Genomic DNA, 13,667 nt, shown 5'->3' on the forward strand with positions numbered 1-13,667 from the left:
CGGGCCATGCCTGGCAGGCCGACACCGGTAGCGCCGGGCCCAGCCCGGCGGATAGAACAGGAGCATCACGTGCATCGCCTTTCCCTCGTTGTCCGTCTGCTCCTGCTGCTGGTCGCAGCCCTTTCCCTGCCCGTGGCTGCGGCGCCGCTGCAGGCGCAATGGGAATTCCGCATGCTGCCCGGCGACGCCGAAGGCGCCGCGCATCCGGGCCTGCAGCAGTGGCGCACGGCGAAGGTTCCAGGCAGCGTGCATACCGACCTGCTGGCCCACGCGCTGATCCGTGATCCCTACGTCGGCGCGGCGGAGGGCGAGCTGCAATGGATCGGCCTGGCCGCCTGGGAGTACCGCGCGCGCTTCGATGTGGACGCCGCGACGCTGGCCCGGCCGAATGCAGAACTGCGCTTCGATGGGCTGGATACCTATGCCGAGGTCAGCCTCAACGGCAAGCCGTTGCTGCGCGCCGACAACGCACACCGCAGCTGGCATGCACGCGTGGAAGGCCGCCTGCGCGCCACCGGCAATGAGCTGCGGATCGTGTTCCGCTCACCGATCCGTACCCTGTTGCCGGGCGTGCAGGCGATGCCGCACAAGATCGCCGGCAACTACCCGTCGCCGTATGGCGACGAGCCGAAGGATGCGATGGTCGGCAACTTCGCGCGCAAGCCGGCCTACCATTTCGGTTGGGACTGGGGCCCGCGCTATGTCACCGCCGGGGTCTGGCGCAACGTGGATCTGCAGGCATGGGATGCGCATCGGGTGACCGACCTGGCGGTGCGCACCGATGCACTGGACGCGCAGCAGGCAACGCTGGCGGTCCTGCTGCAGGTGGAGCAGGGTGCTGCCGCAGGTTCGGCCCGGGTTGACCTGGACGTACGCGATCCGGAGGGGCGCAGCGTCGCCCGGCTGCAGCGCAGCGTGCTGCTCAAACCCGGCCACAACAGCCTTGAACTGCCGGTGCAACTGGTCACGCCGCGGCGCTGGTGGCCGGTCGGCCACGGCGCACAGGACCGCTACACGGTCCAGGCACGGCTGGACGGTGGCGCCGACGCCACCCAGGTCCGCGAACAGCGGATCGGCCTGCGTACGGTCGAGCTGCGCCGCGAGAAGGACGACAAGGGCGGCCAGGGCTTTGCCTTCGTCATCAATGGCGTACCGGTCTTCGCCAAGGGCGCCAACGTCATTCCGTTCGACGCCTTCCCCGCGCGTGTGGATCCGGCGCGGTTGCGGCAGGTCCTGACCGCCGCGCGCGATGCCAACATGAACATGCTGCGCAACTGGGGCGGTGGCTACTACGAGGACGATGCCTTCTTCGATATCGCCGATGAGCTGGGGTTGCTGGTCTGGCAGGACTTCATGTTCGGTGGTGGCATGCAGCCCGGCTATGAGCCGGCGTTCCGCGCAAACGTGGTGGCCGAGGCCCGCGACAACGTGCGCCGCCTGCGCCACCACCCCAGCATCGTGCTGTGGTGTGGCAACAACGAAGAGGAAACCGCCTGGAAGGACTGGGGCCACGGCCGCGACCTGAAGGCGGCCGATCCGGCATTCGCGGCCCGGGTTTGGCAGGGCTACGTCGATCTGTTCGGTCATGACCTGCGCCAGGTAGTGGCTGAAGAGGGCTTGGGTGTTCCGTACTGGTCCAGTTCGCCGGGCAACGACCTGGACGACAAGGCCAATGATTCGACCCGCGGTGACAAGCACTATTGGCAGGTGTGGGGCAATCCGGCGCTGCCGGTGCAGGCGTATCTGCGCGAGACGCCGCGCTTCATGTCCGAGTACGGGCTGCAGGCCTGGCCGTCGGTGGCCACGGTGGACCAGATCGCCACCCGTGCCGAGCAGCGCATCGACAGCCCGGTGATCCGCGCGCACCAGAAATTCATGGCGGGCGAGGGCAACAGCCGCCTGCTGCACTACATCGAGCTGGGCTACGGCACGCCGAAGGACTTCGAGGACTTCGTGTACCTGAGCCAGGTGATGCAGGCCGACGGCATCGCGCTGGCCGCGCTGCACCACCGTGCCTCGCGGCCGTACACGATGGGCTCGCTGTACTGGCAGCTCAACGATGTCTGGCCGGGTGCTTCATGGTCCAGCGTGGACTACTTCGGTCGCTGGAAGGCGTTGCACTTTGCCGCGCGGCGTTTCTTCGCGCCGGTTGCGGTGGCGGCGCTGCGCGACGAAGGCAGCACGCGGGTGCACCTGCTCAACGATGGTGCCGCGCAGGATGCGCGCTGGCGGCTGCAGGTGATCGATGTGGATGGCAAGGTGCTGCGCCGCCGCGAGGAAGCGGTGACGTTGGCGGCAGCGGGAGTGACCTCGATCGGCGACTTCAGTGACGCGGCGCTGCTGGCCGGTGCCGACCCGACGCGTACGCTGGCCGTGTTCGAACTGCTACAGGATGGCCGGGTGAGTGGTCGCCAGGTGGTCGGTTTCGTCGAAGCCAGGGAGCAGGTGCTGCCGCGGCAGAAGCTGAAGGCGGCGCTGACCCTCGACGGCGACCACTACCGCCTGCGACTGCAGAGTAGCGGTTTCGTGCGCGCCGCGTGGATCGACTTCGGCGCGCTGGACGTACAGGTCGAAGACAACCTGCTGGACCTGCTGCCGGGTGAAACCCGCGATATCGCCGTACGCGGCCCGGTCGACCTCGCCACCCTGCGCGAAGCCCTGAAGCTGAAGACCCTCAACGACCGCTGAGCAAAAAAGGGGACGGAGGGGATTAAGTCGTTTGTGGCACAAACGACTTAATCCCCTCCGTCCCCTTTTTGTTTGCCTACAGCTGGATCTGCTGGAAGTTCTCGACGCGGTCGTGGCCGTTGGCGGCCTGGCCGGTGCGCGGCAGCGGGTAGTCGTCGAGGCGGTCGATCAGACGGGTCTGCAGGCCGGCTTCGCGGGCGGCGTCCAGTTCCTCGACCACGTCGGACAGGAACAGGATCTCGCCGGCCGGCACGCCGATCGCCTGCACGATGCGGCGGTAGCTGTCGGCGTCACGCTTGCCACCGATCTCGGTATCGAACCAGCCCGACACCAGCGGGCTGAGGTCACCGGCATCGCTGAAACCGAAGAACAGCTTCTGCGCCGGCACCGAACCGGAGGAGTACACGTACAGCGGCAGGCCGGCGGCGTGCCAGCCCTTCAGCACCGGCGCCACTTCCGGATAGAAGTGCGCGGTGTAGTCGCCGCGGCGGTAGCCGGCGTCCCAGATCAGCCCCTGCAGCGCCTTCAGCGCGGTGTGCTTGCGGTCCTGGTCGATCCAGCCCTGCAACGTTTCGGCCACCAGGCTGTCCTGGCAGGCGCCACCGATCTCGGTGGCCACCGCATCCAGCCAGCGGCGGACCTCCGGCTGCTGGCCGTGCTCGGCGACGAACGCCGGCAATGCCTGGCGGGCATAGGGGAACAGCACGTTCTTGACGAACGAAATGCTGCTGGTGGTGCCTTCGATATCGGTCAGGATGACGCGGGGCTGCATGGATCAGGACGCCTGGGTCGGAATGTAGCGGGGGAATTTCTGCGCGATGTCGGTGCCGGTGAAGTGACCGACCCAGCCATCCGGCTCGGTGAAGAAGCGGATCGCCACGAAGCTCGGCTCATCGCCCATGTCGAACCAGTGGGTGGTGCCATCGGGTACGGCGATCAGGTCGTCCTTCACGCACTCGATCTCATAGACCTTGTCGCCCACGTGCAGGGTGAACAGGCCGGAACCTGCGACGAAGAAGCGCACCTCGTCTTCCTTGTGGAAGTGCTCGTCGAGGAACTTCCTGCGCAGCTCGGCGCGGTTCGGGTTGTCCGGGGCGATCGAGGCCACGTCCACGCTCTTGAAGCCGCGCTCGGCAACCAGGCGGTCGATGTCGGCGCGGTAAGCGGCGAACACTTCATCCTGGCTGGCACCCGGTGCGACCGGTGCAGTGGCCTGCCAGCGCTCGAAGGTGACGCCGATCTTGTGCAGCTCGGCAGCGATGACCGCGCCGTCCTGGGTGTCCAGCAGCGGGGATTCGGGGCGGGTGTCGTCGTAGATGCGCAGTCGGCTCATGGCGGCAGCTTGAACGTCTCGGGGGAAAGACAGGGTAGCAGGGTGGCGACCCGGCGCAGATTCCGTATCGGCATCTGCACCGGCGCGTGGGTTCAGCGGCGCAGCTTGCGCAGTTCCAGCTCGCAGTGGAACAGGAACTCGAAGGCTTCCAGGTGGCGGCGCGCCTCGGCCATGTCGCGGCCCCAGGCATACAGGCCGTGACCGTCGATCAGATAGCCCCACAGGGTCTGCCGGTCGAGCAGGTCATCGACCTGCGCCGAGAGCACGTTCATGTCCTGGGTGTTGGCGAACACCGGCACGTCGATGGCCATCTCGTGGGTGCTGTTGCCGGCGAAGGCCTTCAGCAGCTCGTAGCCTTCCAGGCGGATGTGGCCCTGCGCCGCGTACAGGCGCGAGGCAACGGTCTGCACCGGCGAATGGGTGTGCAGCACACAGCCGATGTCCGGGAAGCGCCGGTACAGCTGGGTGTGCAGCAGAGTCTCGGCGGACGGGCGCAGCGGCCGGCCGACGGCCAGGCCGTCGAAGTCCACCACCATGATGTCGTCCTCGATCAGGCGGCCCTTGTCCTTGCCGGAGACGGTGATCGCGGCGTGGCGGTCGTCCAGGCGGTGGGAGAAGTTGCTGCTGGTGGCCGGGGTCCAGCCGGCGTGGGCCAGCTCGCGGACGTTGTCGATCAGCAGCTGGGCCAGTTCGCTCAGGCGCGCGGTGTCGTACGGGAAGGTGGGGGCGTTCATGCTGGCGATTTTACTGGATTCGACCAGCGGCTGAGCCCCTCCTGGCGGGGGAGAATCAGAATCTGCGACTGACTGGCGCGGGGCGTTGCGCTCGCTCCGTGATCGGGATGTCGCTGGCACTTGGATCGAGGCAGACCTGCCGGTAGATGAACAGGCGTTTGGCCTTCTTTGATGAAAGCGATTCCGGGCGTGGACAAGGCTGAAGCATCACCGCCACGATCGAAGCGGCACTGATGAAAGGGGGCTGCCATGGAAAGGAAGACGGTGCGGTACAGGCTGCTTGCGTGTGCGGCGATGGGCCTGGTGGTGGTGTCCACCAGCGGTTGCGTGACCGAGTGGGTGCCGCGCGCGAACGCGGCGGATTACAGCTACTCGACCGATTACTGCGCTACGGAGTCGAACGGGCAGTGGCCGGTGAAGAATGAAGTGGCCACGCGAACTGTGTATGTGGAGAAGCTGGAGAAGTGCAGGGAAGATGACAAGAGCAAGTGCGACGTGGATGGAAAGTACAACCGGGTGCAGCAGCCGGAAATCGAGAGCTACGTGATGGATGTCAACCAGAGCAGTCGCCGTGGCGCGTACACAAGTTGCATGTGGTACTGGGGCTGGTCGGAACAGGAACGCTGGCTGTGGCAGCCGAAAGCGGAGACATCGCATTGATGCCGCAGCATCACAGGGAAAGGGGAGTGTGGATGGGAATGTGCCTGCGGATGGCCGTTGCTGCGGGGCTTGCGCTGTTGACCGGCGCTGGAAGACAGCGGCCAGGGTTTGGATCGGGGCAAGCCAAGCGCTGGCTGAATGGGGAGGCCAGCGCTCGCGCTGGAAGCGATTCCGGTCGTGGACAGTCTTGCTGTCGCCAAACACCATCGAAGTGCCGCAGGAGTTCCGACAAGCATCAAGGACAGGAGAACTACGATGATCACGCGCGCGATGGTGGTGATGGGGGTGATCAGTGTCGTGCTGGCCAGCAGTGGCTGCGCGATGGAATGGGTGAGGATGGATGCAGCGGCACCGCCGTTCGGTGCCACCCACGCGGGGTGCCGGGCCCAGGCCGGCGAGCACTGGCCGGTACGGAACGAAGTGGCCACGCGCACGGTCTACGAGGACCAGCGGGTGCCTTGCAGGATCGATGAAGTCTGCGCCATTGACGGCAAGTACAACCTGGTGCCGATGCCGAAACTGGAGAGCTACATCGTCGACGTCAATGCCTCCGACCGCAGCAGCGAGTTCGGTGACTGCATGGCCGGTGCCGGCTGGCAGCAGCAGCTCATCTGGTTCAACCGCCGCTAGCCGAGAGCGGTACAGCGGACGGCAGCGGCTCGACCGATTACGACGAAACCGGACGCGGCGCAGTGATGCCGCGACATGGCAGGGAAAGAACGATGGCGATGGGGATGTGCATGCGAATGGCCGTTGCGGCGGCGCTTGCGCTGTTGACCGGCGGTTGTGCGACCGAAAGATGATGATGCCCAGGACCAAACGCCACACCGTGGACGTCAACGCCAAGCAGAACTACGAGCACTTCATGGGCTGCATGGGGGGCGCAGGCTGGATACAGAAAACCCTCTGGTTTGGCCGCAGATGATCATCGTCGGGCGCCTTGGTCGCTGGCAATGACCCTCATCCACGCATGGCGCGGATCTACCGTGTCGACCAAGGTCGACACCCACCAACGTGGATCTACTGCAAGGTCGACACCCACCAACGTGGATTTACTGCACGCGCCAGCGGACGTCGGAGGTGGGGCGGGTTGGGTTCGCGGGGGTGTCCGCGGCATGCATGCCGCGGCCAATCCCCTGGGACGGATTCACGGCGTCCCCCCGCGAACCCAACCCGTCCCGTCAGGCTCTCAGTCCAGCTGTTGCTGTTGACGTTGCTCCAGCGGGTGCAGGGCCGCAGGCCATGCAATGCAAAAAACCCTACTTCACCCGCAGGCGACTGTGCCTGAAGCCGTAGCAGAAATAGATCACGAAGCCGACGAAGGTCCACACGCCCATCAGCATCCAGTTGTGCATCGTCATCGCCGACAGCAGGGCCAGGCAGCTGAGTACGCCCAGGCTGCAGATCAGCCACGCCATCGGCATGCGGAACGGACGCGGCAGGTCCGGCTGGGTGCGGCGCAGGATCAGCACGCCGGCGCAGACCGCGGCGAACGCGATCAGTGTGCCCATCGAAGTCAGTTCGCCGAGGATGTCCAGCGGGAACAGCGCCGCCAGCAGCGCGATGCCGATACCGGTGATCACCGTGTTGATGTGCGGGGTGCGGTACTTCGGATGGATCTTGGTGAACACCGGCGGCAGCAGGCCGTCGCGGCCCATGATCATGAAGATGCGCGGCTGGCCGATGATCATCACCAGCACCACCGAGGACAGGCCGACCAGTGCACCGACCTCGACCACCCAGCGCAGCCAGCCCAGCTGCGGATGCGCGGCCACCGCGGTCACCACCGGCTCGTCGGTACCCAGCAGCTGGAACGGCACCAGGCCGGTCATCACCGCCGCCATCGCGATGTACAGCACGGTGCAGACCACCAGCGACAGCATCATGCCGATCGGCATGTCGCGCTGCGGGTTCTTCGATTCCTGCGCCGCCACCGACACCGCCTCGAAGCCGATGTAGGCGAAGAACACCATGGCCGCGCCACGCAGTACGCCTTCCATGCCGTACTTGCCCGGGCCTTCGTTGGCCGGGATGAACGGGGTCCAGTTGCTGGTGTCCACGTATTTCCAGCCGACCACGATGACCAGCACGATCAGGCCGGTCTTCAGCACGACCATCGCCATGTTCATGGCCGAGGACTTGCTGATGCCGACGTAGCACAGCCAGGTGAGCAGCAGCACCAGCGCAGCGGCCGGCAGGTTGGCGATCGCGCCGGTCGGGCGCAGCTGTGCGTCCAGCGGGGCACTGACCAGCGCGGCGGGGAGATGGATGTCGAACTGGCTGAGCAGGCTGAGGAAGTAGCCGGTCCAGCTGACCGCGACCGCCGACGCCGAGACCCCGTACTCGAGCACCAGCATCCAGCCGATGAACCAGGCCGAGAGCTCGCCGAAGGTGGCGTAGGTGTAGGTGTAGGCGCTGCCGGAGACCGGCACCATCGAGGCGAACTCGGCGTAGGCCAGTGCGCAGAAGGCGCAGCAGATGGCGGCCAGCACGAAGGACAGCATGATCGCCGGGCCGGCGTGGTTGGCGGCAGCCTGGCCGGTGATGACGAAGATGCCGCCGCCGATCACCGCGCCGATGCCGAGGGCGGTCAGCCCCCAGGGGCCGAGGTGGCGGCGCAGGCTCAGGCCGTTGGCGTCTTCATGGGCGGCATGCGGGTGCTTGGTGGCCCACAGTTGCTTGAACATGTGTGGTGGTCTTGTCGAAGCGCGCCGCATCCGGCGCGCGGGGAAAACGGACGGGCCGGCGCAAGGCCGGCCCGTAGGCGGATCAGGGGGACTTGGCCAGCTTGCTGTTGCGGATGCCGTAGCCCAGGTAGATCAGCAGGCCGAGCAGCGTCCAGCCGACGAACAGGTGCCAGTGCACCACGAACGCCTGCCAGAACAGGAACAGGCAGGTGGCCGCGCCGAGCGGGCAGATGATCCACACCGCCGGCACGCGGAACGGGCGATGCAGTTCCGGCCGGGTATAGCGCAGCACCAGCACGCCGATGCAGACCGTGGCGAAGGCCAGCAGGGTCCCCATCGAGACCAGCTCGCCGAGCACGTTCAACGGCACCAGGCCGGCCAGCGCGGCGGCGATTACGCCGACCACGATCGTGGCCCAGTACGGGGTGCGGAAGCGGGCGTGGACCTTGCCGAAGAACTTCGGCAGCAGGCCGTCGCGCGAGATGGTGTAGGCGATGCGGGTCTGGCCCATCATCATCACCAGCACCACCGAGGACAGGCCGGCGATGGCGCCGATCTCGACCAGGGTCTTCAGCCAGGCCAGGGTCGGGTAGGGCTCGAGGGCGGTGGCCACCGGCTTGTCGGTGCCCAGCAGGTGGTACGGCATCATGCCGGTCAGCACCGCGCAGACGATGATGTAGACGATGGTGCACACGGCCAGCGAGCCGAGCAGGCCGATCGGCATGTTGCGCTGCGGGTCCTTGGTCTCGCCGGCCGCGGTGGAGACCGCGTCGAAGCCGATGTAGGCGAAGAACACGATGGTGGCCGCGCGGAAGATGCCGCTCCAGCCGAACTCACCCGGCACGCCGGTGTTTTCCGGAATGAACGGGTGCCAGTTGGCCGGGTCGATGTGGGCCGCGCCGATGCCGATGAACAGGCAGATGACGGTGACCTTGATCGCCACGATGATCGCGTTGACGAAGGCCGACTGGGTCACGCCCACGTACAGCAGGCCGGACACCGCCGCCACGATCAGCACCGCCGGCAGGTTGAACAGCTTGCCGGACGATTCGAACTCGCTGCCGGTCCAGGCGATGGGCGCTGCACTGAGCAGGTCCGGGAACGGCATGTGCAGCGTGGTGGTGATGAAGCTGATCAGGTACGCCGACCAGCCCACCGCGACGGAGGCCGAGGCGAACAGGTATTCCAGCACCAGGCACCAGCCGATGAACCAGGCCATGCCTTCGCCGAGGGTGGCGTAGGAGTAGGAGTAGGCGCTGCCGGAGACCGGCATCATCGCCGCGAACTCGGCGTAGCACAGGCCCGCCAGGGCGCAGGCGAAGCCGGCCAGCACGAACGACAGCATCACTGCCGGGCCGGCGTGGTTGGCCGCGGCCTGGCCGGTCAGCACGAAGATACCAGCGCCGATCACCGCACCCACGCCAAGCAGGATGAGGTGTTTAGCCGTGAGGGTCCGTTTCAACGTGGCTTCGCCGTCCAGGCTGCCTTCGATGGGTTCGCCGGCATCGACGTGCCCGGCCGGTTGGACCGGCTTGACCCTCAACAGAGCTTTCAGCATGCAGTACTTCCTAGTGATCGGATGGAGTGGGCGGCCGATACGTTGCCGGTCGCCTTGAATGGTGAAGGCCGCGCGAACGGCCCGCTGTACCTTAGCCAAAGCTGAAGCCAACGCACAAGCGCAATCGCAACAATGAACGGCGATAATGAGCAGTATTTTTCCAGACCCCGCCCATTCATGAGCCAGACCGCCGAAACCCTTGCCGTGCTTGACGATCGCCTGCGTGGCCTGTTGCGGGACTATGCCCGCCGTGAGCCGGCCCACGACGCGCTGGCTGCCGAATTCGGCACATTGCTGGACGATCCGGAAGATCCGTTCCGCCGCGAGCGCCTGGCCGGCCACTTCACCGCCAGCTGCTGGCTGGTCAGTGCCGACGGCCAGCGCCTGCTGCTGACCCACCACCGCAAGCTGCAGCGCTGGCTGCAGCTGGGCGGCCACGCCGACGGCGACCGCGATCTGGCCCGGGTGGCGTTGAAGGAAGCCGAAGAGGAATCGGGCCTGGCGGGCCTGGTGCTGGAAGACCCGGCCATCTACGACCTCGACAAGCACTGGATTCCGGAGCGCAAGGAGGTGCCGGGGCACTGGCATTACGACGTGCGGTTCGTGATCCGGGCGCTGGGTGGCGAGGAGGTGGTGCTCAGCGAGGAATCGCTGGACCTGGCCTGGCGGCCGGTCAGCGCGATTGCCGATGACCCGCACGCCGACGAATCCCTGCAGCGCATGGCGCGCCGCTGGCTGGCCCGCTGAACTGAAAAAAGGGGACGGAGGGGATTAAGTCGTTTGTGCCACAAACGACTTAATCCCCTCCGTCCCCTTTTTGGGTCAGTAGAGGATGCGGGTGCGCAGGGTGCCGGGGATGGCGGCCAGCTCGTCGCGTACGGCGGCGGCCTGCTCTTCGCTGGCGGTGATGTCGATCACCACGTAGCCCACCTTCGGGTCGGTGCGCAGGAACTGGCCGTCGATGTTGACGTTGTGGCGCGAGAAGATCTCGTTGACCCGCGACAGCACGCCCGGCACGTTCTGGTGGATGTGCAGCAGGCGCAGGCTGTCGGCGTGCTCGGGCAGCGTCACTTCCGGGAAGTTGACCGCCGACAGGGTGCTGCCGTTGTCGCTGTAGCGCACCAGCTTGGCCGCCACTTCCACGCCGATGTTGTCCTGCGCTTCCAGCGTGCTGCCGCCCACGTGCGGGGTCAGGATCACGTTGTCGTGGCGGGTCAGCGGCGATTCGAAGATATCGCCGTTGCCCTTCGGCTCGACCGGGAACACGTCCAGCGCGGCGCCGCCCAGGTGCTCGCTGGCCAGTGCCGCATCCAGCGCGGCGATGTCGACTACGGTGCCGCGGGCGGCGTTGATCAGGTGCGCGCCCTTGCGCATCCTGGCCAGCTCGGTGCTGCCGATCATCCACTGCGTGGACGGGGTCTCCGGCACATGCAGGGTGACGATGTCGGCACGCGCCAGCAGGTCGTCCAGGCTCGCCGCCGCGCGCGCGTTGCCCAGCGCCAGCTTGGTTTCCACGTCGTGGAAGATCACCTGCATGCCCAGCGCCTCGGCCAGCACGCCGACCTGGGTGCCGATGTGGCCGTAACCGATGATGCCCAGGGTCTTGCCGCGCACTTCATGGCTGCCGTTGGCCGATTTCGACCAGCCACCACGATGGCATTCGGCGTTCTTCTGTGGGATGCCGCGGGTCAGCATGATCGCTTCGGCGATCACCAGCTCGGCCACGCTGCGGGTGTTGGAATAGGGGGCGTTGAAGACCGGGATGCCGGCCAGCTCAGCCGCGTCCAGGTCCACCTGGTTGGTGCCGATGCAGAAGCAGCCCACCGCGATCAGGCGCTTGGCTTCGGCCAGCACCTCGGCGCTGAGCTGGGTGCGCGAACGGATGCCGACGATGTGCGCCTCGGCAATGCGCGCCTTCAGTTCGTCCTCGGGCAGCGCTTTGGTGTGCGCTTCGATCTGGCTGTAGCCGGCGGCGCTGAACACCTCCACGGCGGTCTGGCTGACCCCCTCCAGCAACAGCACGCGGATATCCTGCTTCGGGAACGAGGTCTTCTTCGGCGACATGGGGCAGCACGGCCAGTGGGACAGGGGCTGACCACTATGCCAGATCGCCGCGCCCATGGTGCAGTGCGCAATTGGTTGCATCCGTAGCCATCTGCAATGGGGCGGGGCTGGACGCTGGGACGTGCCACTGGCACGCTTGCCTGCTCTTCACGCACCGCGCTGGACCGTCATGACCGATTCCCGCATTGCCTCGCTGCAGCAGGCCTGTCCCGGCCTGAAGCTGAAGACCGACCCGGCCGACCTGGAGCATTACGGGCGCGACTGGACCCGTCGCTGGACGCCGGCGCCGCTGGCGATCGCGCTGCCGGCCACGGTCGATGAGGTGCAGGCGGTGATGCGCTGGAGTGCGGCCGAGGGCGTGGCGGTGGTGCCCTCGGGCGGCCGCACCGGCTTGTCCGGAGGTGCGGTGGCGGCCCACGGCGAGCTGGTGCTCAGCCTGGAAAGGATGAACAAGGCGCTGGCCTACGATGCGGTCGATCGCACCCTGGTGGTGCAGGCCGGCATGCCGCTGGAGGCAGTGCACAACGCGGCGCTGGATCATGGCCTGATCTATCCGGTCGATTTCGCCGCCCGCGGGTCATGTTCGATCGGCGGCAACATCGCCACCAACGCCGGCGGCATCCGCGTGATCCGCTATGGCAACACCCGCGAGTGGATCGCTGGACTGAAAGTGGTCACCGCCGGTGGCGAGCTGCTGGAACTCAACAAGGGCCTGATCAAGAACTCCAGCGGCTACGACTTCCGCCAGTTGATGATCGGTTCGGAAGGGACGCTGGGGGTGATCGTCGAGGCGACGCTGAAGCTGACCGATCCGCCGCCGGCCAGCAACGTGATGCTGCTGGCACTGCCCAGTTTCGAGGTGTTGATGCAGGTGTTCGCGGCGTTCCGCGCGCGCCTGCAGCTGCAGGCCTTCGAGTTCTTCACCGAGCGGGCGCTGCAACACGTGCTGGCCCACGGTGCGCAGGCGCCGTTCGACCAGGTGCACCCGTACTACGTGGTCACCGAGTTCGCTGCCAATGACGAGGCGCAGGAGGCCGCAGCGATGGCCGCCTTCGAGGACTGCATGGGCAATGGCTGGGTCAGCGACGGCGTGATCAGCGCCAGCGATGCCCAGGCGGCGCAGCTGTGGCGCCTGCGCGAAGGCATCACCGAAGCGCTTGCCCGCTACAAGCCCTACAAGAACGATGTCTCGGTGCGGATCTCGGCGATGCCGGCGTTCCTGGCCGAGACCCAGGCGCTGATCGGCGAGGCCTATCCGCACTTCGACGTGGTCTGGTTCGGCCATATCGGCGACGGCAACCTGCATATCAACGTGCTCAAGCCGGACGACACCGCTGACGCCGATTTCGTGGCGCAATGCGAGCAGGTGACCAAGCTGCTGGCCCAGGTGCTGTCCCGGTTCGACGGCAGCATCTCGGCCGAGCATGGCATCGGCCTGGTCAAGAAGGGCTACCTGGACAGCACCCGCGGTGCCGCCGAGATCGCCCTGATGAAGGCGGTCAAACGCGCGTTCGATCCCCAAGCGCGGCTGAATCCCGGAAAGCTGTTCGACGTTTGAGCGGTAAAAACACCGTGGGCACCCGTTACGCTCCACGCTTCTTCTCAACTGGCCTCGACCCGATGACCCGTCCGCTCCTGCTGCTCGCCCTGCTGTCCCTGCCGCTGGCCGGCTTTGCTTCCAGCTTCGCCGGCACCTCGGCCGGTTCGGCGACCGGTGCTTCGTCGGGCTCTTCGGCCAGCAGCTCGGGCGACGACAAGGTGGTGCAGGCCGCGCGCGATGATGCCGCCGCCTTCGTTGCCAGCGACGGCCAGATCCGCGGCGCACGCCTGCAGGCCGCGCTGGTGCACCTGCGCCAGCAGAGTGCCGCCGCGCAGCAGCAGAGTGACCTGGAACTGGCGCGCACGCTGCTGGCGCGCTGATCCTCGCCGCGTGACACCCGCGG

Annotated in this window: 12 protein-coding genes; 6 read left to right on the plus strand and 6 right to left on the minus strand. The window is 66.7% G+C overall.

Features of this window, described 5'->3' with window-relative positions; genetic code table 11:
* Positions 1 to 69: 69 nt before the first annotated feature.
* Positions 70 to 2,688 carry a glycoside hydrolase family 2 protein gene (locus Q0P60_RS11290; RefSeq protein WP_294992947.1) on the plus strand — a complete coding sequence of 873 codons (2,619 nt, stop codon included), beginning with the start codon at positions 70 to 72 and terminating at the stop codon, positions 2,686 to 2,688.
* A 76-nt stretch (positions 2,689 to 2,764) separates the two neighbouring features.
* On the opposite strand, the gene mtnC is transcribed toward Q0P60_RS11290, so the two are convergent.
* From mtnC to Q0P60_RS11305, 3 genes are all read right to left on the minus strand, one after another.
* Positions 2,765 to 3,460 carry an acireductone synthase gene (mtnC, locus tag Q0P60_RS11295; protein WP_294992952.1) on the minus strand — a complete coding sequence of 232 codons (696 nt, stop codon included), beginning with the start codon at positions 3,458 to 3,460 and terminating at the stop codon, positions 2,765 to 2,767.
* A gap of 3 nt (positions 3,461 to 3,463) precedes the next feature.
* A complete protein-coding gene (locus Q0P60_RS11300) occupies positions 3,464 to 4,021 on the minus strand; it encodes an acireductone dioxygenase (protein WP_294992956.1) in 558 nt (185 codons plus the stop codon).
* A 92-nt stretch (positions 4,022 to 4,113) separates the two neighbouring features.
* Complete coding sequence (locus tag Q0P60_RS11305; RefSeq protein WP_294992958.1) at positions 4,114 to 4,755, minus strand: methylthioribulose 1-phosphate dehydratase; 642 nt, start codon at positions 4,753 to 4,755, stop codon at positions 4,114 to 4,116.
* Positions 4,756 to 5,004: 249 nt separating this feature from the next.
* On the opposite strand from Q0P60_RS11305, the gene Q0P60_RS11310 reads away from it, so the two are divergent.
* Together Q0P60_RS11310 and Q0P60_RS11315 are read left to right on the plus strand one after the other, a co-directional pair.
* Positions 5,005 to 5,415 (plus strand): hypothetical protein, encoded by a 411-nt coding sequence (locus Q0P60_RS11310; RefSeq protein WP_294992961.1) that lies wholly within the window; start codon positions 5,005 to 5,007, stop codon positions 5,413 to 5,415.
* A gap of 255 nt (positions 5,416 to 5,670) precedes the next feature.
* Positions 5,671 to 6,045 (plus strand): hypothetical protein, encoded by a 375-nt coding sequence (locus tag Q0P60_RS11315; protein ID WP_294992966.1) that lies wholly within the window; start codon positions 5,671 to 5,673, stop codon positions 6,043 to 6,045.
* A 629-nt stretch (positions 6,046 to 6,674) separates the two neighbouring features.
* Here the strand turns inward: Q0P60_RS11315 and Q0P60_RS11320 are convergent.
* Positions 6,675 to 8,102 (minus strand): amino acid permease, encoded by a 1,428-nt coding sequence (locus Q0P60_RS11320; RefSeq protein ID WP_294992970.1) that lies wholly within the window; start codon positions 8,100 to 8,102, stop codon positions 6,675 to 6,677.
* An 82-nt stretch (positions 8,103 to 8,184) separates the two neighbouring features.
* Positions 8,185 to 9,660, minus strand: a complete 1,476-nt coding sequence (locus Q0P60_RS11325; RefSeq protein WP_294992975.1) for an amino acid permease — start codon at positions 9,658 to 9,660, stop codon at positions 8,185 to 8,187.
* 132 nt (positions 9,661 to 9,792) lie between these two features.
* Here Q0P60_RS11325 and Q0P60_RS11330 point away from each other — a divergent pair, with 132 nt between their 5' ends.
* Complete coding sequence (locus Q0P60_RS11330; RefSeq protein ID WP_294992979.1) at positions 9,793 to 10,407, plus strand: NUDIX hydrolase; 615 nt, start codon at positions 9,793 to 9,795, stop codon at positions 10,405 to 10,407.
* A 75-nt stretch (positions 10,408 to 10,482) separates the two neighbouring features.
* Here Q0P60_RS11330 and serA read toward each other — a convergent pair whose 3' ends face one another.
* Positions 10,483 to 11,724, minus strand: coding sequence for a phosphoglycerate dehydrogenase (gene serA, locus Q0P60_RS11335; protein WP_294992982.1), 1,242 nt, complete (start codon positions 11,722 to 11,724; stop codon positions 10,483 to 10,485).
* A gap of 169 nt (positions 11,725 to 11,893) precedes the next feature.
* Between serA and Q0P60_RS11340 the strand changes: the two genes are divergently transcribed.
* Both Q0P60_RS11340 and Q0P60_RS11345 read left to right on the plus strand, forming a co-directional pair.
* Positions 11,894 to 13,282 carry an FAD-binding oxidoreductase gene (locus Q0P60_RS11340; protein WP_294992985.1) on the plus strand — a complete coding sequence of 463 codons (1,389 nt, stop codon included), beginning with the start codon at positions 11,894 to 11,896 and terminating at the stop codon, positions 13,280 to 13,282.
* Between the two features lie 62 nt (positions 13,283 to 13,344).
* On the plus strand, positions 13,345 to 13,644 hold the full coding sequence (locus Q0P60_RS11345; protein WP_294992988.1) for a DUF2388 domain-containing protein: 300 nt from the start codon (positions 13,345 to 13,347) through the stop codon (positions 13,642 to 13,644).
* The last annotated feature ends 23 nt before the right edge of the window (positions 13,645 to 13,667 follow it).

The sequence above is a fragment of the uncultured Stenotrophomonas sp. genome (genome assembly GCF_945952405.1).
GTDB lineage: Bacteria > Pseudomonadota > Gammaproteobacteria > Xanthomonadales > Xanthomonadaceae > Stenotrophomonas.